A 24,795-nucleotide genomic window follows, 5' to 3' on the forward strand; every position below is an offset into this window, starting at 1 on the left:
CCGCCCGCCGCCGCCGGACCGCCGGTCCCGCCCGCCGCCCCGCCGCCCGTCGCCGAGCCGGGGCCGGCCCCCGAGCTGGAGGCCTACCTGCGCGACCCGGGAGGGCCACGATGAGCACCGCGTACGCCCTCGCCGCGGTCACCGCCGTGCTGCGCGGGCAGCTGATGGCCTACCTGCGCGCCACCGGCGCCTCCTCGGCCGTCGGCGGGGTGTCGGTCTCCGCCGGCCCGCCGGACCGCGTCGCCGTCGGAAACCAGGAACCGAACCAGGTCAACCTGTTCCTCGCCCGGGTCACCCGCAATCCCACCTGGGCGAACCTCGGCCCGCCGCCGCGCAGCGCCGGCGGGGACGAGGTGGCCGTCCTGCCGCTCGGCGTCGACCTGCACTACGTGGCCAGCGCCTACGGCCACGACCCGTTGACCGGGGAGATCCTCCTCGGTCACCTGCTGGCGATGCTGCACGAGACGCCGGTGCTGACCCGGACGGCGATCCGCCGGGCCCTGGCCCCCGACCCGCCCGACCCGACCATGCCGGCGCCGGTGGCGGAGTCCCGCCTCGCCGAGCAGGTGGAGCAGCTACGGGTCAGCGTCACCAACAGCCCCGGCGGCGAGGAGACCTTCCGGCTCTGGTCGGCGTTCAGCGCCCCGTACCGCAGCAGCGTCTTCTTCGACGTCTCGGTGGTGCTGGTCGACCCGCTGCGCGGCGCCCGCGAGCCGCTGCCGGTGCGGTCGGTCACCGCCGGCACCGTGGACGTGCGCGGCCCCGAGGTGGACCAGGTCCGCGCGGACGGCCCGACCGGCACCCCGGTCACCGCCGGGGCGACCCTGGTGGTGACCGGCCGCAACCTGGCCGGTCCGGACGTGCGGGTCCGGATCGGCCCGGCCACCGCCGTCCCGGCGGCGGCCTCGGCCGGCGAGCTGCGGGTGCCGCTGTCGGCGTTCGACCGGCCCGTTCCGGCCGGCATCGGCGGCCTGGTCGTCACCCACTCCGTCGACCTGGGCGACCCGCCGCAGCCCCGGCCCGCGCTCGCCTCCGACGCGGTGCCGGTCACCTACCACCCGGCGATCACGATCGCGCCGGCCGACGTGGTGGTCGACTCCAGCCGCACCGCCGACGGCGTGGTGCTGCGCACCGGGTCGGTCACCGTCACCGTCGACCCCCGGGTCGGCGCGCGGCAGCAGGCGACCCTCTCACTCACCGGCGACGGCGGTACGGTGCTGGCCGCACCGCCCGGCAACGGGGTCGCCGCCGGGGCGGAGGACACCGACCGGATCCGGTTCGCCTTCCGGGACGTGCCCGCCGGGACGTACCTGGCCCGGTTGCGGGTGGACGGGGTGGACAGTCCCCTCACCGCCGACCCGTCCGGCCGGTACGACGGACCGGCGGTGGTGCTCTGATGGCCCGGCCCCGCCCCGCCGCCCGGTGGCCCACCGCGCCCGTGCGCACCGGCGACGACGACGGGCTGGCCGCCGAGGTGGAACGGATCCGGCTGCTGCTCAAGGGCGAGCCGGGCCCGGCCGAGCGGACCGGCGGGACCCACCTGGACCGGATCGCCGCCGGTTTCGGGCTCACCGGCTTCGAACGCGACGTGCTGGTCGCCGCCGTGGCCGGGGAGCTGGGGCTGCTGGACCGCCCGCCGAGCTTCGCCTGGTGCCTGGAGACGCTGCCCGACGGCCACTGGGACGCCCTCGCCGCCGACCGGCCGTTGCGCGCCGCCCGCCTGGTCGAGCTGGGCCAGGGGCCGCTGCCGCACGCCGCGCTGCGACCCGACGAGCGGATCCTGCACGAGGCGCGCGGGGCCGGGCGGCTCGACGAGCGGCTGCGGCCCTACCTGGCGGAGCTGCCCCCGCCGCCGCCCGTCCTGCCGCCGAGCCGGCGCCGGGCCGCCACCGCGCTCTGCACCACCTGGCAGGCGGGCCGCCGCGCGGTGCGGCTGTGCGGGCCCGACCCGCGGGACCGGGCGGACGTCGTCGCCGCGGCCGCCGCCACGGTCGGCCGACCCGCCCACCGGGTCGCCGCGGCGGACCTGCCGTCGGCGGTCACCGACCGGGACGCCTTCGCCCGGCTGTGGAACCGGGAGGTGGTCCTCGCCGACCCGGTGCTGGTGGTGGAGCTGACCGGCGACGAGCCGCCGGACCAGATCGCCGCGGTGACCCAGCTGCTCGCCCGGCTGATCGGCGACGTGGTGGTCGGCACCCCGCGCGCCGTCGTGCTGGACGGGGTGGCGGTCGGGCCGGTGGTGGAACGGCCCTCCCGGGACGAGCAGCGCGCGCTGTGGCGGGCGGTGCTGCCCGACCCGGCCGACGGCTCCGCGGCGGTCCTGGCCCGCGAGTTCGACCTCGGTCACCGGGAGATCCTGGCTACCGCCGGCGGCCCGGCCGACGACCCGGTGGCGGTGGCCCGGAGCCTGGTCCGCGAGCGGGTCCGCCACGACCTCGACGGGCTGGCCGAGCGGATCGAGGTGCGGGCCGGCTGGGACGACCTGGTACTGCCCGCCCCGGCCCGGGACCAGCTGCGGCAGCTCACCGCCGCCGCGGCGGGCCGGGCGCTGCTGGCCGACCGGGGGTTCGACCGGCGTACCGGGCGGGGACTGGGGGTGACGGCGCTGTTCGCCGGGCCCAGCGGCACCGGCAAGACCCTCGCCGCCGAGGTGGTCGCCGCCTCCCTCGGGCTGGACCTGCACCGGGTCGACCTGGCCACGGTGGTCAGCAAGTGGATCGGGGAGACCGAGAAGCAGCTGCGCCGCATCTTCGACGCCGCCGAACGCGGCGGCACCGTGCTGCTCTTCGACGAGGCCGACGCGCTCTTCGGCCGACGCTCGGAGGTGAAGGACAGCCACGACCGGTACGCCAACATCGAGGTGTCGTACCTGCTGCAACGGATGGAGAAGTACCGGGGCGTGGCGGTGCTCACCACCAACATGCGGACCGCCATCGACCCGGCGTTCCTGCGCCGGCTGCGGGTGGTGGTGCCGTTCGGCCACCCCGGCCCGGCCGAGCGGGCCGACCTGTGGCGGCGGGCCTTCCCGCCCGAGGTCGCCACCGAGGAACTGGACCTGCACCGGCTCGCCGCGCTGGACCTCACCGGCGGGGACATCCACACCGTCGCCCTGCGGGCCGCCCTGGTGGCCGCCGGCGAGCGCACCCCGGTCACCATGCGGCAGGTGCTCGACGCGGTGGCCGCCGAGTACGCCAAGCACGACCGCCCCGCCGACCCGGGACTGTGGTCGTGAACATCCGGGTCGACGTGCGGGAACTCGTCCTCACCGGGGTCGAGCCCGGCGACGCGGCCGGGCTGTCCGCCGCGGTGTCGGCGGCGCTGACCCGGCTGGTCCGCGAGCGCGGCCTGCCCGCCGCCGGGCCGGGCCGGGCGCCGCAGCGTCCCGCCGACGACCTCCCCACCGCCGTCGCCGAGGAGATCTGGGCGCAGCTCGGCCGGCCCGCCTGCCGGGCGGTGACCCGGTGAGCGGGCCCGAGGCGGCGGCCCGCGAGCCGTGGCCTCCGGCGGGGCGGCAGGACGCGGCCCGGGACGAGGCCCTGGCGGCGCTGACCCGCGACCTGGTCGGCCGGTACGCCCCGGCGCTGGGCCTGCGCCCGGACGCCGTCCGGGTGCACGTCGGCGAGGAGGGGCGGCGGGCCGCCAACCACGGCGCGCACGGCCTGCTCGCCGAGGGGGCGCTCTGGCTCGCCCCCGGCTACGACCCGGCCCGCGCCACCGGGCGGGCCCTGCTCGCCCACGAACTCGGCCACCTGGCCCAGTCCCGCGGCGCCCCGCCGGCGTACCCGGGCCGGGCCCGGACCGACCCGGAGGCCGAGGCGCGGGCGCTGGCCGAGGCGGCGGCGGCCGGGCGGACCTTGTGGACACCGACCGCCCGGCTCACCGCCGACGCCGTCGCCGCCGACACCGGCGCGGTGGCCACCGCGCCCCGGCCGGCCCCGGCGCCCACCGCCGAGGAGGTCGAGACCGGCCCGCTGGAGGCGGAGCTGGGCCGCCTGGTCGGCACCCGGTACGCGGCCGAACGGGCGGTGCTGCTCGACCTGCTCGACGGCCTCTGGGTCTCCGGCGACGACGTGCGGGGCTGCCTGCGGGTGCTGGACACCCTGCCGTTCCTGGTCGCTCGCAGCCTGGTGCACAGCCTGCCCGCGGAGCGTCGCACCGGCCTGTCCCGGCAGCTCGACGACGGTCACCACCGGGTCTTCCCGAGGGCGGCGCTGGCCGCGCTCGGCGGGCAGACGCCGTACCTGTTGCGGGTGCTGGAGGCCGACAACGTGCACGGCCTCGACGTGGCGGGCCTCGGCCCGGTCGAGCTGCGTACCGCCCGCAACGTGCTGCGCGCGCTGCGCACCAGCGTGCTGCGTGAGCTGATCACCGGGGATCGCAAGGCGGTCTTCCGGGCGGTGCTGGCCGGGTACCCGCCCTACGGCACCGACGCGGAGGCGCTGCGGGGCGAGATCGGGACGCTGCGCGAGGCTGACGCCGCGGCCCAGCAGCTCGCCGACGATCCCCGGGTGCGGGAGCACGCCGACCGGGCCGACCGGCTGATCCGCAGTCACCGTGCCGCCGACGCGCTCGGCGTGCTCGCCGCGCTCGCCCCGGCCCCGCCCGTCGCCGGCCCGGCCTCGCCCGTCGCCGGCCCGGCCTCGCCCGCCGCCGGCCCGGCCTCGCCCGCCGCCGGCCCGGCCTCGGCCGGCCCGCCGGAGCCGGGGCCGGCATTGCGGCACGTGGTCCGCCGGCTCGACGCCGCCGGCCGGATCGACACGCTGATCGACGACCTGCCCTGGGAGGAGCGCCGCGTCGGCGCCCCGCTCGGCCCCCGCCTGCTGCTCGTGCTGGCCGCCCGGGAGGAGCACCACGCCCTCACCCGGGTCGAGGGGTTGCTCTCCTACGGGCTGTTCGACTGGGCGATCCGGGACCGGGAGGCCCGCTTCGCGTACCTGCTGGTGCGCAGCCTGCCGCTGGCCGTGCAGGACCGGTGGATGCGGCGGGAGGGGGGCCGGTGGTTCCACCGCCTGGAGGAGAACATCCCCGCCGAGGACATCCTCGGCGGCCGGTACGCCGGGGTGGGCAGCCTCGCCGAGCCGGTGGACCGCGACCGCCGCAGCCCGGCCCAGCTCGACGCCGACCGGGTGGTCGCCGAGATCCACCAGCAGGTGCAGGCGGGGCTGACCGCACAGAACTCGGTGGAGCTGGTCCGCCGGCTGATCGGGCTGGAGCGGGGCACGGCCGCGCCGGCCGCCCCGACCGGGCCGGGCGGCCGGGAGACGCTCACCTCGGTGATCCACCGGCTGGACGCGCTGCGCGACCTGGACCGGATCATCGACGCGCTGCCCGACTCCTACCTCACCCACGAGCTGTGGCGGGTGGAGCTGCTGGACCTGTTCGCCCGCCGCGACCCCGCCCAGCTCGCCCGCCAGGCCCGGCAGCTGCTCGACATCGGGCTGCTCGACTGGGGGGTCAACCCCCGGGAGGCGTGGCTCGCCTTCCACCTGGTCCGCAACCTGCCCGCGCCCGACCGGGACCGGCTCGCCGCCGAGGACGAGGACCGGTGGGCCCGGATGCAGTCGGCGATGACCCCGCAGATGCGCGCGTCGCTGGCGACCACCGCGATCTCCGGACCGCGCCGGCTGGAGACCCGCGACGCGCTGCGCGACCGGCTGCGCGACGACCGGCTCTGGACCGCCGAGCGGGCCACCGAGCTGCGCTCCATGATCATCCAGCTGTACGCCCTCGACGATCGCCGCTGGGTGTTCCTGCGCTCCCGTGAGGTGCGGGCCGACCGGGTGCCGGGCCTGGCCACCCTGGTCGACCAGCTCCGGCTGCACCACCCGCGCAACCGCCCGACGTTCGAGCCCGAGCAGTTGGACTCCGACGGCGGGCCGCGGGTCTTCGGGGAGCTGGCCCGGCTCGTCGCGGTCGGCCTGAAACTGCTCTTCCTCAGCCGGACCGGGCTCAGCCTGTTCACCGAGGAGGTGACGGTCCGCGACTTCGACCTGCACGAGCTCCAGTGGGTCAGCGGCGACGTCGGCGGGGCGCGGCTGCGCGACCGGGTCCCCGGCGAGCGGTCCAACGAGTTCTCCCTGTCGGTGGACGCCCGGCAGGGCATCGTCCGGTTCCGGCTGCCCCGGCTGGAACTCAGCGGGGTGAACCGGGTGTTCACCGGCAGCTCGCTGCGGACCGGCCGGGTCACCCTCACCGACCTGGACGTCGTCGCGTCCTTCTCCGACCGGGGCTACGAACGCCCGGTCGGCGCGCAGGCCGGGGTGGGCGGGCTGTCCGTCGCCGACGTGGTGCTCGCCAACGAGTCGCTGCCCGGCGGGATGCTCGGGATGAGCCGCTTCGGCTTGTCGCACCTGTTCTTCCGCACCGGCGCCACCGGGCAGGAGGACCTCGACGAGCCCTCGCGGCGCGGTTGGATCGGCATCCCGCTGATCAACCCGCTGATCCACCTGCTGCACAACGTCATCTCGTTCTACGGCGGCCTGCCCCTGCTCTCCAAGATCAGCGACGCGCTGATCGCCCCGTACACGGCCGGCGCGCCGTTTTTGGCCCGCCAGGTCGCCTCGTACACCGCCGGGGAGATCTTCAGCCCGCTGGCGAACTCGACCATCGGCCTGCTCACCGACGGTGTCTTCCGGCCGCCCCGGACGGTCGGCGAGCGGTTCACCGACGCCGTCGGGATGCTGCGGTCGTTTCAGATCAGCTTCTCCAGCGCCACCGCCGAGGGGCTCTCCCTCGCCGGCATGCAGCAGATCGGCCGGGTCGAGATCGGGCGCACCCTGCTCGGGGCCGGGCTCAGCCTGCCCGCCCGGCTGCGCGCCGAACAACGGTCCCTGCAGGAACGCCTGGCCCGGCCCGCCACCCCGGACCAGCCCGCGCTGCGGGACCGGCTCACCGCGGTGCAGCGCCAGCTCACCGAGCTGGAACCGCTCGAACGGGAGCTGCAGCGGCTGGAGGGCCGGCACCGCTGGCACACCGACTCGCTGACCGAGGCCGAACGGCGCCAGCTGGTCGAGCTCTCCGACCGGCTGCGGTCGACCGCCGGTGCGAGCCTCGACATCGGCGGCATCCGGGTCACCGATCTGACCGGCCGGGTCGAGGCGGCCGGCGTGGAGATCGACCCGATCCACGCGGAGGTGGCGGCACCGGTCGGCCTCGGCCGGTACCTGCCCGACGACGAGCTGATCGACCGGTTCCGCGCCGAGCGGACCGCGCCGGACCTCGCCACGCTCGCCGGCGCCAGCAGCGTGTCGGTCACCGCCGCCGGGGTACGCCTGCTGCCCGGCGCGGCCGGCGCGCCGGCGCTGCGGCTCACCGCCGCCGAGCTGCCCACCCCCGCGCAGGTCCGCGAGCAGCTGGCCGCGCTGCCCGACGAGCCCCGGTACGCCGACCGGCGCGCCGAGCTGACCCGCTGGCTGACCGGCCTGGAGCGGATCCGGCAGCTGGAAGCCCGGCCCGCCGAGCCGGTCGACGCCGCCGACCGCTACCTGCCGCACCACCGCACCCGCGCTGAGGAGCAGGAGCTGCAACTGCTGCGCGAGCGCGCCCGCCGGTTCTTCGGGCTCTCCGTCGGCGGCCTGGAGCTGGCCGGCTTCGGCGCCTCGCTGGACCCGGCCACGCTGGGCTTCACGGCCCGCCTGGACAGCGCCACCGCCACCGACGTGCGCACCGGGGCGTACACGGTGGAGCGGGTGGAGGCGCACCGGCTGCGGCTGCGCGCCTCCTTGGCCGACGGGGGCGGCCCGCTCCCGGCCGAGCTGGCCGGGCCCGCCGCCACGCACGGCCTGCCGACCGCCGGAGCCGCCGTCGGCTTCGGCGTCGGAGACCTCACCGTCACCGGGCTCGGCGGCCCGGGGCTGGAGGCCCGCCGGATCGCGTTCACCGCGCCCACCCGGGCGGACGGGACACCCGGCGAGGCCATCCACGGCCGCGTACTGGCGGCCGGCGACGACCTCGCCATGCCGGACCTGGTGGTGGAGCGCACCGAGCTGACCGGGGTCAGCTTCCGCTCCCCGGGCCGCAGCCTCTACTCCCGGGGCAGCACCCGGATCGGTCGGCTCAGCCTGGACGTGCTGGTCCGCTCGACGGCCGCGCCGGGCGGCCGGCGCGCGGTCGGCGCCCTGGTCCGCACGATGGTCATCGACCGGATCGACGCCGACCAGGTCGGCATGGACGTCACCGCACCGGCCCCCGGCTACAGCGTGGAGGCCGTCTCCGGGGCGCTGGTCGGGGTGCGCCTGCGCGACCTCGCCGTGGACCTCGCCGCCGAGGGGATCACCTACTCCGGCCGGCTCACCGTCGGTGCGCTCGACCGGCTGCGGTTCGCCGTGGTCTCCCGTGCCCTCGAGGGGCCCCCGACCACGATCACCGGCACGGTCGGCGGGCAGCCGGCCGGCCCCGGGGCGGCGGCGGTCACCGTGGACCTGATCCGGTCCGGTCCGCACACCGTCGACCCGGCGACCGGCCGGGTGGTGAGCGACCCCACCGACGCGGTCGCCACCCGACTGGACGGGCTCACCCTCACCGACACCACGCTGCGCACGCCGGACGGACTGGTCACCGTCCGCCGGGCCGGGGTGAGCGGCCGGATCGTCACCGAACAGGCCGGCGGACTGCGGTTCGAGGACATCGGGCCGTCCCGGATCGAGCTGTCGGCGATCGACTGGCGGGCCGGCGACGGACGGATCACCTCGCACGGGCCGACCGTGCTGGACGGGCTCACCGTCTCCGGCCGCTGGGACAGCGCTCCGGAGCGGACCGGTCCCGCCGGACAGGTCCGGCCGCCCGGCGACGCCGAACTGTTCATCGAGCGGCTGCACATCGACCGCGTCACCGGCCGGGACCTGCGCTACCGCAGCGGCGTGCTGGACGTGGGGCTCGGCCGGCCGACCCCGCTGCCGGCCGGCGAGCCGAACCTGCCGCCGCTGGAGATCATGAACGTGAACCTGCGCGGGTTGCGCTGGTCCCGGGCGGCCGGGCTGGTGGCCGGGCGGCTCACCACCGGCTCGACCCGGGTGGAGATCGCCGGGCGGATCAGCGAGGCCCTGCACGTCGACGCGGCGCTCTGGGCGGCGCAGCTCACCCTCTCCTTCGGCCGGGGCGGCCGGGTGCAGGCCCGGGTGGTCGGCGGTGAGGGCCACCTCGGCCTCGGCCCGGCTCCCGGTGAGCACGAGCAGCACATCGGCATCCAGGGCCTGGACACCGGACTGATCAGCATCGGTCCGGACCGGATCGAGATCGGCCCGGACGGCGCACCGGGGCTGAACCTGGCGAACCTCGCCCTGGACGCGCTGAATTGGCAGGGCGAGTCGCTCGGCCTGCGGATCCGCCCCGGCGAGGGGGCCGTCACCTTCACCGGCATCACCGCCCGGGCCCGGATCGACCTGCACCCCGCCGGCACCCCGGGCGGCCGGTTCCGGCGGCTGCTGCTGCGCGAGGTGGTGGTGCAGGAGACCCGGGCCAGCGGCCTGCTGGTCGATCTGCACGACGGGGTCACCATCCGCCTCGACGCCGACCGGGAGGCGGTCGTCGGCGAGTTGCGGCTGCGCCCTGCCGCCGGGCAGGAGGGCTTCCTGGTGGAGCCCAACCGCACCGCGCCCGGCATGCGGATCCTCGGCGGGCTGGACATCGGCGCGATCAGCGCCCCCCGGGTCGGCTTCGACATCGGCACGTTCCTCCAGCACGGCAGCGGTGACTTCGGCGCCGCCGGGCTCACTCTGGACTTCCTCGACCTGGGCGGGCTGCGGCTCAACCTGCGCGAGCCCACCCTCACCGCGGTCCGGGCGCAGGTCACCGCCGACGCCCGGCGGGAGCTGCGGCTGCTCGGCGCCCCGGCCGGCCGGCCCGAGTACGGGTTGCGGTTCACCTCCATCGAGTACGAGCAGGATCCGGCGACCCCCGGCGGACCGCCCGCCGGCCGCCGGCTCGCCGTCCGCGGCGGCGAGATCAGCGGGCTCACCTTCGACGACACCGGCCTCGGGCTGCACGTCTTCGTCGAACAGGGCCTGCTCGGCGACCTGACCCACTATCTGAACTCCGGCGCCGGGGAACTGCCGTCGCTGGACATCCGCAACGCCACGTTCAGCCTGAACCTGGCCACCCTGCTCGGCGGTGGCCCGGCCCCCGCGCCGCCGGCCGGCACCACCGCCGCCGAGCGGCGGGCGGACCTGGAGGCCAAGTGGGACAACCTGCTGCGGATCCTCGACACGTACCACCTCAGCGAGGTCGTCGACAGCCTCAACGGACGGATCGACTTCGACGTCAACGACTACGAGGTCCGGTTGGCCGTGCAGAACGGCGCGGTGGACTACCGGCGGCTCACCGGGGCGTTGCCGTGGTGGACGCCGGGCCGGTTCGTCATCGAGGGCGACGAGCTGATCTACCGGGTGCGCATGCCCACCTTCGGCCCGGAGGGTGCGCCCCCGCCGGAGAACAACCTCGACGTGCTCCGCTGGCGGCTGACCACCGGCGAGATCGAGCAGGCCAGATCCGCGCACCTGGCCCGCATCACCCGGTTGCTCCGGCCGATCCCCGAGTCCCGGCGCGACCTGTTGCAGACCGTCGCCGACCTGCAGAGCGACGAGCCGGACACCGACCCGCCGGGCGCGCTGGCCATCCGCGTGGTCGACGTGGACCTCTCCGTGGACAACCCCCGGGAGATCACCATCCCGCTGGGCGGGAGCAATGAGATCGTGCTCGCGCCCGGGGCGCTCACCCACCTCACCGTCGGCGGCGGCGTGCGCCGCGGCGCGGGCGGTGCCGGCCGGCCGGGGGCGCTGCGCCCGATCGCGGTGCAGAGCGCCGCGGTGGCCCGGATCAACCTGCTCTTCGACTCCGTCGGCGTGTCCACCGGGCAGATCCGGATCACCGACCTCACCGACGCCCGGCTCACCTTCTCGGGACTCAGCCCGCAGCTGTTGACCGGACGGATCACCCGCGCCGTCGCCGAGCGGATCCGCTGGCGCCGTAACACCCCGGGAGGCACCCCGTGACCAGTCCGCTCAGCCCCCGCCTGCTTCGCGCCGGCCTGGTGGTCCTCGACCCGGACAGCGGCCGGACCCGGCGGGTCATCACCCTGCAGTACAACCCGGACGCGCTGACCCGCGGTTTCCAGCTCAAGACCGGCGGCGCCGAGGGCGGCGCGAAGGGCGAGGCGCTGCGGATCACCGGCCCGCCGGTGCAGACCCTCACCCTCGAGGCCGAACTGGACGCCGCCGACCAGCTCGCCGAGCCGCGCGCCAACCCCGACGCGGTGCAGCTCGGCCTGACCGCGCAGCTGGCTGCCCTGGAATCGCTGGCCTATCCCAGCCTGACCGCCGTGCAGGACGCCGCGGCGCTGCTGGCCGCCGGAACCCTGGAGGTGGTGCCGCCACCGGCCCCGCTGGTGCTGCTGGCCTTCGGGCGACGCCGGCTCTGGCCGGTACGGATCACCGAACTGACCATCACCGAGGAGGCGTTCGACCCGATGCTGAACCCCATCCGCGCGAAGATCCGGCTGGGCCTGCGGGTGCTGACGGTCAACGACGTCGGCACCGCCGGCCGGGCCGGTGGCCTCGCCATGGCCGCCCATCAGCAACTCGAACAGCTCGCCGGCCGGGCCCGCGGCGGCCGGCTGACCGACCTCGGAATCGACCGGCTGCCGTGACCGCGCCGCTGCCGCCCGAGACCGACCCGGCCCTGGTCGCCGCGCAGAGCCGGGTCGCCGAGACGCTGCTCGCCGCGACCGGCGGCGCCACCACCGGCGTGCCGACGGCGGGCGCGATCGCGCCGGAGAGCCGGTACGCCACGGTGGGCACCGCGGTGATCGTGGACCCGGACACCGGGCAGGAGGTCGTGCACCTGCGCCGCCGGTTCGTGCCGCCCGCCGAGCGGCTCGCCACCGCCGGTTGGGAGCAGGTGGCCGACGGCGACCGGGTCGACCTGCTGGCCGCCCGTACGGTCGGCGATCCGACGGCGTTCTGGCAGCTCTGCGACGCCAACGGCGCCTTCGACCCGGCAGAGTTGGAGCAGCCCGGCCGGGTGGTCCGGGTGGCGCTGCCCGAGGGCTTTCCGGGAGGTGGCGATGCCTAGGGGAGTGCGGCTGCAGCTGCTGATCGGGCCGCTGACCTTCCGGCCCGCCCCGTACGAGCTGATCGAGGCGTTGCAGGAGGCGCAGGTCACCCAGAACGCCGGCCAGCGCTCCGGGTTCCAGCTGCGGTTCGCGCTCGGCCGGGGCTCGCAGGTGGAGCGGATGCTCGCCGACGGCAGCCTCGACCCGCCGACCCGGGTGCTGCTGGTCCTGCACCTCGACGGCCGCCCGCAGGTGCTCTCCGACGGCGTGGTGACCCGGCACGACGTGGCCCGCAGCAACGAGGCCGGCGCGTCGACGCTGACCCTGACCGGGGTGGACGTCAGCCAGATGATGGACCTGATCGACCTGTCCGGCCTGCCCATGCCGATGCCCGCCGAGGCGCGGGTGCTGACCCTGCTGGCGCCGTTCGCCGCGTACGGCGTGCTGCCGATGCTGGTGCCCAGCGTGCTGGTGTTCGCCCCCAACCCGGTCCAGCGCATCCCGGCCGTGCAGGGCACCACCTTCGCGTACGTGTCGCAGCTCGCCGACGCGGTCGGCTACACGTTCTACGTCGAGCCGGGGCCCACCCCGGGCATGAACACCGCGTACTGGGGGCCGGAGGTCCGGGCCGGGCAGGCGCAGCCGGCGCTGACCGTCAACGCCGACGCCGGCTCCAACGTGGAGTCGCTGTCGTTCTCGTTCGACGGGGTGCAGAAGACCGTCTACCTGCTCACCGCCTTCCCGGAGCAGCTGCGGGTGCCGATCCCGCTGCCGGTGCCGGACGTCAGCCCGCTGAACCCGCCACTGGGCCGCAAGATCCCGATTCCGCTGTCGTACCGGCGGATGAACGTCGGCCGACAGGACCCGAGCCGCACCGACGACGCCACCGCCCGGATGGACGTGGTGCAGACCCTCGCCCGGGGCATGGCCCGCGCCGCCCAGTCGGCGAACGTGATCACCGGCTCCGGGTCGCTGGACGTGCTGCGCTACGGCGGCCTGCTGCGCTGCCGCCGGCTGGTCGGGGTGCGCGGCGCCGGGCGCGCCTACGACGGCGAGTACGTGGTGAAGAGCGTGACCACCACGGTCAAGGCCGGTGAGGTCAAGCAGCGGTTCAACCTCAGCCGCAACGCCCAGGTCTCCATGTCCGGAAGGGTCCAGCCATGACCAGGTACTACGGCAAGTATCGCGGCACGGTGGTCAACCACATCGACCCGTTGCAGCAGGGCCGGATCCAGGTGACCGTCCCGGACGTCACGCTGCCGCCGTCCACCTGGGCGATGCCCTGCTTCCCGCTGGCCGGCATCCAATCCGGCATGTACGCCGTGCCGCTGCCCGGCACCGGGGTCTGGGTGGAGTTCGAGCAGGGCGACGCCGATCATCCGATCTGGACGGGCTGCTGGTACGGCTCGAAGGCGGAGATCCCCGCCCTGGTCGCCTCCGCTCCGCCGCCGACCCCGCCGATCGTGCTCCAGACCCCCGGGCAGGCCACGGTGCTGGTCTCCGACGCCCCGGGCCCGGCGGGCGGCATCCTGCTGAAGACGCTCACCGGGGCGATGATCTCGATCAACGACACCGGCATCGTCATCTCCAACGGCAAGGGCGCCTCGATCACCCTGGTCGGGCCGACCGTGGCCGTCAACCAGACCGCGCTGACGGTGACCTGATGCCGGGACCACTGCTGCACGTCGGGGCCGTGCTCTCCTGCCCGCACGCCGGGCCGGTGACCCCGCAGACCGGCAACTCCCGGGTGCTGGTGGGCGGCCTGCCGGTGGTGACCGCCGCCGACGCGTACCCGGTGACCGGGTGCCCCTTCCAGGTGCCGGTCGGTGCGGGCACCAAACCGCAGCCCTGCGTCCGGATCCAGTGGACCACCCCGGCGGCCCGGGTGCTGGTCAATGGCCAGCCGGCGATGCTCGCCGTCAGTGTCGGGCTGGGCGTGAGCGCCGAGGGCATTCCGCAGGGGCCACCGACGGTGGCCGGCTTCCAGATCAGGGCGGTGGCGTCGTGACCTACCCGGCCTTTCCCTGGCGTCCCGACAACCGGGGCCGCTCCGGCCTGGCGAGCCCGCAGCGGCACGTCGCCGACCTGGTCGAGGCGGTGCTGTTCACCTCGCCCGGAGAGCGGGTGAACCGGCCGGACTTCGGTGCCGGCCTCGGTCAGCTGCTCTTCGCCCCGGTGGACGAGGCGGTGGTCGGCGCGGCCGAGTTGCAGGCCCGCAGCGCGTTGCAGCGCTGGCTCGGCGAGCTGATCGAGGTCGACGACGTCCGGGTCGACCTGGCGGAGGCGACGGTCCGGGTGCACGTCGGCTACCGGCTGCGCGCCACCGGCCGGCCGGCCGAGGTCGCCATCGTGAGGGGGAGCAGATGAGCGTCCGGTGCACCGACGACGAGCGCCGCGCCGAGGTGGCCCGCCCGGACAGCGGGTTCAACGGCATCGACTGGGTCGAGGTGGACGCCGCCGACCAGAAGCTGCTCCGGGTGGGGTTCCTGCATCCGCTGCCGGGGCAGCCCGACGGGGTGCCGTCCGGCGCGGCGCTGGCCGCCGGCAACGTGGTCGTCGAGGGCGGGGTGCGGATCACCGGCGTACGCGTGGTCGACGTCGCCGCCGCCGGTGCGGAGCTGACCGTCCGGGTGGACCGGGCGGGCGACTTCTCCCCGTACACGCTGCGGCTGGTGCGCTCGGCGGTGGACGACCGGGTGCCGCCCGGTTTCGACCCGGTGCTGGCCGCGGCGACGTTCTCCTTCAAGGCGAACTGCCCGAGCGACCTGGACCCGGCCCCGGCGGCCCCGGCCGGGCCGGCGCCCCGCGCGGCCGGTACGCCGGCGGACTACCTCGCCAAGGACTACGAGGGGTTCCGGCGGCTGATGCTCGACCGGGTGGCGGCCCTGCCCGGCTGGGCGGAGCGCAACCCGGCCGACCCGCTGATCACGGTGGTGGAGGCGCTGGCGCACGTCGCCGACCGGCTCTCCTACCGGCAGGACGCGGCTGGGACGGAGGCCTACCTGGGCACCGCCCGCAGCCGGATCTCGGTGCGCCGGCACGCCCGGCTGCTCGACTACGCCGTGCACGACGGCTGCGCCGCCCGCGCCTGGGTCAGCGTGCGGGTGACCGCCGGTTCGGACGCCGAGACCCAGGGCATCCCGGCGGGCACCCCGGTCCTCGCCGCCGACCGGGCCACCCCGGCGGTGCCCGCCGCCGACGCGGTGGCGCTGCTGGCCGGCGGCGCCACCGGGTTCGAGACGCTGACCGCCCTCGCCCCGCGGGCCAGCCGCAACGAGATCGCCCTGCACGTCTGGGGCGGCCGGGACTGCTGCCTGCCCGCCGGCGCGGTCCGGGCCACCCTGCTCGACCAGCCGGCCACCGGCCTGGCCCCCGGCGACCTGCTGCTGCTGGAGGAGGTCGTCTCGCCGGAGACCGGGCGCCGGGCGGACGCCGACCCGACCCGGCGGCAGGTGGTCCGCCTGACGTCGGTACGCCCCGGCACCGACCCGGTGGCCGGGGTGAACGTGCTGGAGGTGGCGTGGAGCGCTGCCGACCGGCTGGCCTTCCCGCTCACCGTGACCGCCTCGGTGGCCGGCTCCGGCACCGACCACCAGGTCACCTGCGCGGTCGCCCGGGCCAACGTGGTGCCCGCCCAGCACGCCATCGGCGTGCGCGGCCAGCTCCCGCCCGCCCAGGAGACCCGGTGGCGGCCGCTGCTGACCGCCGAGCCGGTGGCCGCGGCCACGCCGTTCCCGGCCGACGCACCGGCCGGCCAGGCGCTGGCCCAGGACCCGCGCGCCGCGCTGCCGCTGATCCGGCTGGAGACCACCGAGGGCAGCTGGCGGCCCCGCCGCGACCTGCTCAACGCCGACCGGTTCGACCAGGGGTTCGTGCCCGAACGCGAACGCGACGGCCGGGTCGTGCTCCGCTTCGGCGACGACGTGTCGGGGCGCCGGCCCCCGGCCGGCACGGTCTTCGAGGTGACCTGGTGGCGCGGCGGCGGCGCGGCCGGCAACCTCGGCCACGACGCCCTGACCACCCTGGTCACCGACCGCTCCGGCGTGCTGGCCGTGACCAACCCGCTGCCCGCCGTCGGTGGCACCGACCCGGAGGACGTCGAGCACGCCCGCCAGCACGCGCCGGTCGCCTTCGGCACCCAGGAACGCGCGGTGACCACTGCCGACTGGATGGCCGCCGCGCTGCGCCTGCCCGAGGTGGACAACGCGACCGCTCGGATCCGCTGGACCGGCTCCTGGTGGACGGTGTTCCTCACCCTCGACCTGCGCGGCGGGCAGCGGCTGGACGGCGAGCCCGGACTGGCCCGCCGGCTGACCGGCCGGCTGGACCGGTTCCGGGTGGCCGGGTACGACCTGCAACTGCGCGACCCGGTGGACCTGCCGATCGAGCTGCGGCTGTGGGTGTGCGTCACGCCCGGGGCGTTCCGCTCCGACGTCCGCCGCGCCCTGCTCGACCTCTTCTCCAACCGGGACCTGCCCGGCGGGGGCCGGGGCTTCTTCCACCCGGACCGGTTCACCTTCGGCACGCCGCTCTACCTCAGCCAGCTGCTCGCCGCGGCCGTCACCGTCGCGGGCGTCACCGACGTCCGGGTCACCGAGCTGCACCCGGTCGGGGTGGCCCCCGGCGGCGAGCTGACCGCGCGGGTGCTCCGCGCGGGCGACACCGAGGTGATCCGCCTCGACAACGATCCCAGCGTGCCCGAGCACGGCATCCTGCACCTCGACCTGGTGGGTGGACTGTGACGACCCGAGCGGGCCGTGAGCCCAACCCGCCCGGCCGGGGCAGCGTGAGCTACCGGCTGGGCCGGCAGGCGGACTTCGCCGCCGACATGCTCGCCCGGCTCGGGGCCCGCCCCGAGCTGGCCGGGCTGACCACCCGCGAGGCCGACGACCCGGCCGTCGCGCTGCTGCACGGCTGGGCGACCACCCTGGACGTGCTCGCCTTCTACCAGGAGCGGATCGCCAACGAGGGTTTCCTCGGCACGGCCACCGAGCGCGGCTCGGTGCTGATGCTGGCCCGGGCCATCGGCTACGAGCTGCGGCCCGGCGTGGCCGCCACCACCTGGTTGTCGTTCACCGTCACCGCCACCCCCGGCGCCCCGGACGGGGTGCCGATCCCGGCGGGCAGCCAGGCGCAGAGCGTGCCCGGCCCCGGTGAGCTGCCGCAGGTCTTCGAGACCGTGGAGCCGCTGGTCGCCCGGCCGGAGCTCAACGCGGTGGGGCTGCGGGTCACCGCGCCTCGCCCGCCCCGCCCCGGTGACGACACGCTGACGCTCGCGGGCGCCGACACCGTGCTGCCGGCCGGCAGCGTGCTGCTGGTCCTCGGCCCGGACTGGTTCGACGTGCGCCGGGTTCGGGCCATCACGGCGGTGCTGCCCGAGCCGCAGGCCCCCGGCGACGGCCGGCAGGTGGTGCCCGCGTACACGGTGGTGGCGCTGGACGCGCCGCTGGCCGCGCAGGTCCTCCCGGCCGAGCTGCGCCCCCGGGTCAGCGGGGTGCAGGTGCACCTGCTGGCGCAGCGGGCCGCGCTGTTCGGCTTCAACGCCCAGCCGTGGTCGGCGCTGCCGGTGGCGCTGCGGGTCGGCGAGCTGAACCCGGGCACCGGTGGCCAGGTGCTCGCCGGCGCGTACGCCAACCGCAAGGACACCTGGGCCGACGCGAAGCTCGCCGCGGCCGAGCGCGACCTGCACCTGGACCAGTCGTACCCGGGGGTCCTCGCCGGGTCCTGGGTGGTGCTGGAGACCGCCGGGGCGGCGCAGGTGCGCTGGGTGAGCGCGGTGGCCGAGGTGCCGGTGGCGGACTTCGGCATCGCCGCCCGCACCACCCGGATCACCGTCGCCGGCGGCGACTCGAACACCTTCTCCCGGCGAAGCACCACCGTGCTCGGCGAGAGCCGGCAGCTCGCCGTCGCCCCCCGGCCGGAGACCGCGCCGGTGGCGACGGTGGCCACCCTGGAGCTGGCCCGCCCGGTGCCCGGCCTGGCGCCCGGCCGCCGGCTGGTGCTCACCGGCGTCGACCCGACCGGCACGCCGGTCTCCGAGGTGGTCACCGTGCTGCGGGTACGCGGCGGGTCCACGGTCGACCTGGAGAGCACGGTGACCCACGTCTACCGGCGCGACAGCGTCCGGGTGCTGGGCAACGTGGCGCAGGCGACCCACGGGGAGAGCCGGGCCGAGGTGCTCGGCGGCGGCGACGCCCGGCAGGCGTTCCAGCGGTTCACGCTGCGGCACGCCCCGCTGACCCACGTGCCCGCCGCGACCGCCAGCGGCGCGCGGACCACCCTGGCCGTCTGGGTCGACGGGGTCCGCTGGCAGGAGGTCCCCGCCCTGCTCGGCCAGGCCCCCACCGCCCGGGTCTACACCGTCCGCCGCGCCGACGACGGCACCGTCACCGTCACCTTCGGCGACGGCCGCACCGGCGCCCGGCTGCCCACCGGGCAGGACAACGTGGTGGCCACCTACCGGTCCGGCATCGGCCGGCTCGCCGACCTGGCGCCGGGGCGGCTGACCATCCCGCTGTCCCGCCCGCTGGGCCTGATGGAGGTCACCAACCCGGTCCCGGCGGCCGGCGCCGACGACCCGGAGGGCGTGGACCGCGCGCGGCGCAACGCGCCCCTGGCGGTGCGTACCCTCGGCCGGGTCGTCTCCCTCGACGACCACGCCGACTTCGCGCGGGCCTTCGCCGGCGTCGGCAAGGCCCGGGCCGACCTGGTCTGGGACGGCGAGCGGCAGATCGTCCTGCTCACCGTCGCCGGGCCGGACGGCGCCGCGATCCCGGCCGGCGCGCAGCTGCGTACCGACCTGCTCCGCGCCCTGGACGCCGCCCGGCAGCCGGCCGTGCCGGTCCGGATCCTCGGCCACCGCCGCCGCCGGGTCGCGGTGACCGCCCGGCTGCTGGTCGCCCCGGGGCACCGCTTCGTCGCGGTCGCCGCCGCGGCCCGCGCCGCGCTGGTCGCCGGCCTCTCCTTCGACGCCCGGGACTACGCCCAGCCGGTACGCGCCAGTGAGGTGCAGGCCCTGCTGCACCGGGTGCCCGGGGTGGCCGGTGTGGTGCTGGAACTGCTGCACGACGCGGAACTGCCCCCGCGCCGAGCCGACGTGATCGCGGCCCTGCCGGCCCGCCGCGCTGGCGACCTGCTGCTCCCCGCCGACCTGCTCACCGCGGACACCGGCGACGTCACCCTGCTGGAGGCATCGTGAGGGCCGAGGAGATCTGGGGGCTGCTGCCCGCCGCGCTGCGCAGCGAGGACGAGGCCGCCGGCGGCGTGCTGCGCGCCCTGGTCGAGGTGATGGCCGAGCAGGCCGCCCTGCTCGGCGCCGACGTCGACCAGCTCGCCGACGACTGGTTCGTGGAGACCTGCGCCGAGTGGGTGGTGCCCTACCTGGGCGAGCTGGTGGGCGCAAGCCGGCTGCACCCGCTGCCCGACGCGGCGGCCTTCTCCGACCGGGCCCGGGTGGCCGACACCATCCGGTTCCGGCGGCGCAAGGGCACCGCCGCCGCGCTGGAGGAGCTGACCCGGGCGAACACCGGCTGGAGCACCGCCGCCGTCGAGTTCTTCGAACGCCTGGTGATCACCCAGCACGTCAACCACCCGAAGACCGCGCCGGCCACCGCGGCGATCCGCGACGCCGGGCCGCTGGAACTCGTCGGCGGCCCGTTCGAGCCGGTCTGCCGCACCGTCGACGTCCGGGCGATGGGCGCCGGGCAGGGCCGCCACAACATCGGGAACATCGGCATGTACGTGTGGCCGCTGCCGTCGTACCGGCTGGACCGGGCCACCGCCGCCCCGGCGGCCGATCCGCCGGACGGCCGGTGGTGGATCGAGCCGGTCGGGGTCGACCGGCAGCTGACCGGGCCGACGGTGACCGAGCCGGACATCGACCACCGCGCCGACGAGGCGAACGTGCCGGGCCCGCTGCGCCGCCGGCCGCTGCGCGACGAGCTGGCCGCGCTGGGCTCCGCCGCGCCGCCCGCCCCGGAGGAGCTGCGCTGGTTCCGCGAGGACGACCCCTCCTTCGTGGTGTGGATCCAGCCGACCCCGTCCGACGAGCTGCGCGCCGTACCCCTGGAACACCTGCGGATCTGCGACCTGACCGGCTGGGAGCTGCCCACCGGCAGCCTGGTCCGGGTCGACCCGGTGCTGGGCCGGGTCACCGTCGCCGCCGCCCGGCCCGTGCACCGCCTCGCGGTCTCCTGGTGGTACGCCTTCAGCGCCGACGTCGGCGCCGGGCCGTACCCGCGCCGGGGTGACCTGGGGGCGGCCGACGGCCCGGTGGACTGGCAGCTCGGGGTGAGCGCGACGGAGCCGCCCCGCGCGGGCGAGGTGGTCGCCTCGCTCGGCGAGGCCGTCACCGCCTGGCACGACTGGCAGGCGGCGCACCCCGGCACCGCCGGCCGGATCGTGCTGATGGACAGCCACCGCTACGCCGAGACCGTCGCGGTGCGCATCGGGCAGGGCAGCCAGCTCACCCTGCTGGCCGCCCAGTGGCCCCGGCCGCCGGACCGGCCCCGCCGGCAGACCGACCTGGACCCGGTCGGGGTGCGGCCGTGCCTGCTGGGCGGCCTCTCGGTCAGCGGCGCCGGGGCGGGCGACCGTCCCGGCGAGCTGGTCGTCGACGGCCTGCTGGTGGCCGGCCCGGTGACGGTGGCCCCGCCGTCCGCCGGCGGGCCGGGCCTGGGCCGGGTGGAGCTGCGGCACTGCACCGTCGGGCCCGGGGCGACCGGGCTGACCGTGGCGGCGGGAAACGAGCGGGTCGAGGTGGCGCTGCACCGGTGCGTCACCGGGTCGCTGGCCGTCGGCGACGGCCCGCTGACCGTCACCGACACGCTGGTGCACGGCGGGATCGCCGCCCCGGACGCCGAGGTCGAGCTGGCCGGGGTGACCGTGCTCGGCGCGACCGGCGCGCGGGTGCTGACCGCCACCGACTGCCTGCTCGACGGCATGGTCACGGTGGCCCGCCGCCAGCAGGGGTACGTGCGGTTCAGCTATCTGCGGCCCGGCTCGGTCACCCCGCGCCGCTACCGCTGCCAGCCGGACCTGGCGGTGCAGGCCGACCCGGGCGACCCGGACGTGGTCACCCGGGTCGGGCCGGCCTTCGCCAGCACCCGGTACGGGGACGCGACGTACGGCCGGCTCGCCGAGACGGCTGCCAGCGAGCTGCGTACCGGCGCGGAGTCCGGTGCCGAGATGGGCGCCTTCCGGCGCGCGCTCACCCCGCAACGCCTCAACAACCTGGCCCTCGCCCTGCGGGAGTACCTGCCGCTGGGGCGGGTGGCCGCCGCCTTGCCCGTGCTGCCGACCGGAGGAACCAGACCATGAAGGGCGACATCAGCCGCTCGACGTTCGACCAGCGGCGGCACGCGACGAGCGTGCGCAAACAGCAGGGCCGGGTGGACCTGGACGCGGACTGGAACGAGCAGCAGGACATCCAGGCGCACCTGCGGGCGACGGCGCTGACCGACCTGGTCGGCCCGGCCGGCGCGCCGCTGGCCGGCGGGGCGTTCGCGCTGACCGGGGGCGGCGGGGACCTGAAGCTGTCGGCCGGCCGCTACTACCTCGACGGGGTGCTCTGCGAGAACGACGCGCAGGTCTCCGTCTTCGCCCAGCCCGACCTGCCCGCCGCCGGCCCGCTCGTGCGCAAGCTCGACGGCACCTGGCTGGCCGCCGGCGCCGCCGTCCCCGCCGGGGTGTACGTGGCCTGGCTGCAGGCCTGGTCGCAGCACGTCACCGCCATCGAGGACGCCGGCCTGCGCGAGGTGGCCCTCGGCGGCCCGGACACCGCCACCCGGCTGCGTACCGTCTGGCAGGTCCGGCTGCTGCAGGCCGGGGCGCCGAACACCCCGGTGGGCTGCGCCGACACCCCGCCCGGCTGGGCCGAGCTGACGGCCGCCTCGACCGGCACCCTCGCAGTGCGCGCCGACCCCACCGGCGCGCCGGGCGGCGACTGCGTCATCCCGACCGGCTCGCCGTACACCGGCCTGGACAACCAGTGTTACCGGGTGGAGATCCTGGCCGGCGGCGCTCCCGGCGCGGCGACCTACGTCTGGTCCCGGGACAACGGCTCCGCGGTGGCGACGTGGGAGAGCATCGACGTCGACGTGCTGACGGTGAAGGTGCCTGGCCGCGACGGCAGCGCGGGCTTCGCCAACGGCTCCTGGGTGGAGCTGACCGACGACACCCGGGAGCAGAACGCGACGCCGGGCACGCTGGTGCAGGTCGACCGGGTGGAGGGCGACCGGATCGTGATCCGGCCGGCCACCGCCACCGGCAGCCTGAACCGGGCCGACTTCCCCCGGCGGCCCCGGGTGCGCCGCTGGGACGGGCGGGGCACCGTCCCGGCGGGCGGCGCCGAGCTGGATTTGGAACTCGGCATCAAGATCCGCTTCGCGGCGGCGGGCAGCTACCGGACGGGGGACTGGTGGTCCTTTCCCGCCCGGTCCGCCGTGCACGACGTGGAGTGGCCGAGGCTCGGCACGACGCCGGTGGCACAGACCCCGCACGGCCCGCGCCGGGCCCACGGCCGGCTGGGCGTGCTGGCGTACGACGGCAGCCAGTGGAGCGTGCTGCGCGACTGCCGCCCGGTCTTCGCCCCGCTGACCGGGCAACTCACCCTGAGCCTGCTCGGCGGAGACGGCCAGGAGGCCGTGCCGGTGCCGAACAGCCCGGCGACGCTGGTGCCGCTCGGCCACGACCTGGTGGCCGGCGTCTCCACGGGCGGCCAGCCGGTCGCCAAGGCCCGGGTACGGTTCACCGTCACCACCGGCCAGGGAAAGCTGACCGCCGGCGCGACCACCGCGAGCACGGTCACCGTGGAGACCGGCACGGACGGCCGCGCCCGCTGCGCCTGGCAGCTCGACTCGGGCACGGCCACCCAGGTGGTGACCGCCCAGCTCCTCGACGAGGCGATGCAGCCAGCCCACCTGCCGCTCACCTTCACCGCCGGGCTCGCCCGCGCCGACCGGGTGTCGTACGACCCGACCGGGCGGCCGTCGCTGGCCGGCGCGACCACCGTGCAGGCCGCCATCAACCAGCTCGCCGCAGCCAGCACCGGCGGCTGGGCGACGCTGACGCTGCGGCCGGGCATCGACTGGGTGCAGGCGTTGAACACCCTGCCCGCCGGGGACGCGCTGATCTGCTTCGCGCCCGGCCTCTACACCAGCAACACCCCGGTGACCTTCAGCAACCGGGCGAACATCCGGCTGCTCGGCAGCGGACCGGCGAGCCGGATCCAGGTGCAGGGCCACGAGTACGCGCTGCTCTTCGCCAACTGCGGCGCGGTGTCGGTGTCGCACCTGTTCGTGGAGACCCCGGGGCCGGCCGACAGCTCGGGGCGGCTCGGTCCGGTCAGCGCGATCAACTGCAAGGAGGTGACCGTCGAGCACGTCCGGCTGGCCGGGGTGGCCGGCGCCGCGCCGCGCAGCACCTGCCTGACCGTGCGCAACGACCAGGGCACCCCGCCCGGCCGGGTCCGGGTGCTCGACTCGGACTTCCTGATCGGTCACGGCCAGCAGGGAGTGCTCCTGGTCAACCCGGACCATGCCGTCGTCACCCGCTGCCGGTTCAGCACCCCGCCCCGACCGCTCTCGCTGACCCTGCAGGAGCTGGTCAAGGACGAGAAGTTCCGCGGCGAGCTGGCCACCCAGCTGGTCGGCCGGCTGGCCCTGGACCGGGCCGACCGGCTGGAACGCGGCGACTTCAACACCGTGGTCCGGGTCGGGCAGTGGGGTGTGCGGATGAACTCGACGGTGCCGGAGAGCGAGTGGAAGACCCTGGCCGTCCTGCACCCGCCGACGCCGGAGGACCTGCGCTCGGACCAGAGCGCGGGAGCGTACGTGCACCGGCTGGCGGACCTGGCCGCCGCGGACCCGGGCCGGCTGCCCAGCTACAAGCGGCAGCTCACCTCGCTCAAGGGCCGCCTCGGCGAGACCGCCGGGCGGATCTTCGACACCGACGAGGGCCGCAAGGCGCTGCGGGACTACCTGGTCGGCGAGGGCGTCAACGTGCGCAGGGCCGACGACATCGCCCGGGACCGGCGGGACGTCGCCCTGCCGGCGCCCGGGGCCAGCCTGCGCTTCGACTCCGCCCTGGCCCAAGGCGCCTGGGAGGCGGCGCTGGCCGCGTCGCCGCCGTCGCGCCCGGTGCAGACGCCGTCGGCGGCGGCCAAGCATGTGCGCTCGGTGGCCGACCGGATCCTGCTGGAGCCGGCGTTCGGCGACCGGTACGCCGCCGGGTACCGCAAGGACCTGACGGCCGCGGCCGAGGCGTCGATCGGGGCCTGTGGGGTGGTGATCGGCGGCGGCACGGCCGTCGGTGACGTGGAGGTCTCCGACTGCCGCTTCGACCAGGTGGCCGAGGGCGTCCACATCGGGGTGTCGTACCGGCCCGGTCCGCCCATCCAAGGCCGGACGATCCGGGTGACCGGCAACGACATCCACCTCGTCAAGGCCTGGTGGCGGGGGGCGGGCACGATCCGCGGCATCAAGATCGGCAGCATGCGCAACGTCTTCGTCTCGGACAACCGGATCTCCGTCTCCGGGGGCACCGGCCTGGGGATCTGGGCGTACGCCGCCGGGGGGCCGATCCTGGCCGTGCGGGACAACCTGGTGCAGAACTGCAATCCCGGCATCATGGTCAACCCGCTCTGGTCGGGCGCCCCGGCGAAGCGCCTCTGGTCGGTGACCGACAACGTGTCGATGGACGGGCAGATCACGGTGGGCGGGGGAGCCCGTAACTCGGGGAACGTGAGCTGA

The 24,795-nt window shown here is 76.3% G+C and carries 14 protein-coding genes; all 14 read left to right on the top strand.

Features of this window, described 5'->3' with window-relative positions:
* The first annotated feature begins 110 nt into the window (after positions 1–110).
* Genes ACSNN7_RS20635 through ACSNN7_RS20700 form a run of 14 tightly spaced genes read left to right on the top strand, consistent with a single transcriptional unit; the run spans position 111 to position 24,795 of the window.
* Complete coding sequence (locus ACSNN7_RS20635) at positions 111–1,397, top strand: DUF4255 domain-containing protein (protein WP_436682565.1); 1,287 nt, start codon at positions 111–113, stop codon at positions 1,395–1,397.
* Positions 1,397–3,232 (top strand): ATP-binding protein, encoded by a 1,836-nt coding sequence (locus tag ACSNN7_RS20640; RefSeq protein ID WP_436682566.1) that lies wholly within the window; start codon positions 1,397–1,399, stop codon positions 3,230–3,232. The genes ACSNN7_RS20635 and ACSNN7_RS20640 overlap by 1 nt, the downstream gene beginning before the upstream one ends.
* On the top strand, positions 3,229–3,465 hold the full coding sequence (locus ACSNN7_RS20645; protein WP_436682567.1) for a hypothetical protein: 237 nt from the start codon (positions 3,229–3,231) through the stop codon (positions 3,463–3,465). The genes ACSNN7_RS20640 and ACSNN7_RS20645 overlap by 4 nt, the downstream gene beginning before the upstream one ends.
* Positions 3,462–10,988, top strand: a complete 7,527-nt coding sequence (locus tag ACSNN7_RS20650) for an eCIS core domain-containing protein (protein WP_436682569.1) — start codon at positions 3,462–3,464, stop codon at positions 10,986–10,988. The genes ACSNN7_RS20645 and ACSNN7_RS20650 overlap by 4 nt, the downstream gene beginning before the upstream one ends.
* Positions 10,985–11,641 (top strand): hypothetical protein, encoded by a 657-nt coding sequence (locus tag ACSNN7_RS20655; protein ID WP_436682571.1) that lies wholly within the window; start codon positions 10,985–10,987, stop codon positions 11,639–11,641. Before ACSNN7_RS20650 ends, ACSNN7_RS20655 begins: the two co-directional genes overlap by 4 nt.
* Entirely contained in the window at positions 11,638–12,066 is a 429-nt protein-coding gene (locus tag ACSNN7_RS20660; protein WP_436682573.1) for a hypothetical protein, read from the top strand. Before ACSNN7_RS20655 ends, ACSNN7_RS20660 begins: the two co-directional genes overlap by 4 nt.
* Positions 12,059–13,210, top strand: a complete 1,152-nt coding sequence (locus tag ACSNN7_RS20665) for a hypothetical protein (protein WP_436682575.1) — start codon at positions 12,059–12,061, stop codon at positions 13,208–13,210. The genes ACSNN7_RS20660 and ACSNN7_RS20665 overlap by 8 nt, the downstream gene beginning before the upstream one ends.
* On the top strand, positions 13,207–13,710 hold the full coding sequence (locus ACSNN7_RS20670; RefSeq protein ID WP_436682576.1) for a phage baseplate assembly protein V: 504 nt from the start codon (positions 13,207–13,209) through the stop codon (positions 13,708–13,710). The genes ACSNN7_RS20665 and ACSNN7_RS20670 overlap by 4 nt, the downstream gene beginning before the upstream one ends.
* The gene (locus ACSNN7_RS20675) at positions 13,710–14,054 is read left to right on the top strand and encodes a hypothetical protein (protein WP_088961873.1); all 345 of its coding nucleotides are present in this window, start codon (positions 13,710–13,712) and stop codon (positions 14,052–14,054) included. The genes ACSNN7_RS20670 and ACSNN7_RS20675 overlap by 1 nt, the downstream gene beginning before the upstream one ends.
* Entirely contained in the window at positions 14,051–14,413 is a 363-nt protein-coding gene (locus tag ACSNN7_RS20680; RefSeq protein WP_088961874.1) for a GPW/gp25 family protein, read from the top strand. Before ACSNN7_RS20675 ends, ACSNN7_RS20680 begins: the two co-directional genes overlap by 4 nt.
* On the top strand, positions 14,410–16,788 hold the full coding sequence (locus tag ACSNN7_RS20685) for a hypothetical protein (RefSeq protein ID WP_436682578.1): 2,379 nt from the start codon (positions 14,410–14,412) through the stop codon (positions 16,786–16,788). Before ACSNN7_RS20680 ends, ACSNN7_RS20685 begins: the two co-directional genes overlap by 4 nt.
* On the top strand, positions 16,785–19,244 hold the full coding sequence (locus ACSNN7_RS20690; protein WP_436682580.1) for a putative baseplate assembly protein: 2,460 nt from the start codon (positions 16,785–16,787) through the stop codon (positions 19,242–19,244). Before ACSNN7_RS20685 ends, ACSNN7_RS20690 begins: the two co-directional genes overlap by 4 nt.
* Positions 19,241–21,364: a phage tail protein gene (locus ACSNN7_RS20695; protein ID WP_436682582.1), complete on the top strand. Its 2,124-nt coding sequence runs from the start codon at positions 19,241–19,243 to the stop codon at positions 21,362–21,364. The genes ACSNN7_RS20690 and ACSNN7_RS20695 overlap by 4 nt, the downstream gene beginning before the upstream one ends.
* Positions 21,361–24,795 (top strand): DUF6519 domain-containing protein, encoded by a 3,435-nt coding sequence (locus tag ACSNN7_RS20700; protein WP_436682584.1) that lies wholly within the window; start codon positions 21,361–21,363, stop codon positions 24,793–24,795. The genes ACSNN7_RS20695 and ACSNN7_RS20700 overlap by 4 nt, the downstream gene beginning before the upstream one ends.

This window comes from Micromonospora sp. URMC 105, assembly GCF_051386295.1.
Classification (GTDB): domain Bacteria; phylum Actinomycetota; class Actinomycetes; order Mycobacteriales; family Micromonosporaceae; genus Micromonospora.

Coding starts and splice junctions, on each gene's coding strand:
- ACSNN7_RS20635 (WP_436682565.1), top strand. CDS start 111: ATGAGCACCGCGTACGCCCTCGCCGCGGTCACCGCCGTGCTGCGCGGG.
- ACSNN7_RS20640 (WP_436682566.1), top strand. CDS start 1,397: ATGGCCCGGCCCCGCCCCGCCGCCCGGTGGCCCACCGCGCCCGTGCGC.
- ACSNN7_RS20665 (WP_436682575.1), top strand. CDS start 12,059: ATGCCTAGGGGAGTGCGGCTGCAGCTGCTGATCGGGCCGCTGACCTTC.
- ACSNN7_RS20670 (WP_436682576.1), top strand. CDS start 13,207: ATGACCAGGTACTACGGCAAGTATCGCGGCACGGTGGTCAACCACATC.
- ACSNN7_RS20675 (WP_088961873.1), top strand. CDS start 13,710: ATGCCGGGACCACTGCTGCACGTCGGGGCCGTGCTCTCCTGCCCGCAC.
- ACSNN7_RS20685 (WP_436682578.1), top strand. CDS start 14,410: ATGAGCGTCCGGTGCACCGACGACGAGCGCCGCGCCGAGGTGGCCCGC.
- ACSNN7_RS20700 (WP_436682584.1), top strand. CDS start 21,361: ATGAAGGGCGACATCAGCCGCTCGACGTTCGACCAGCGGCGGCACGCG.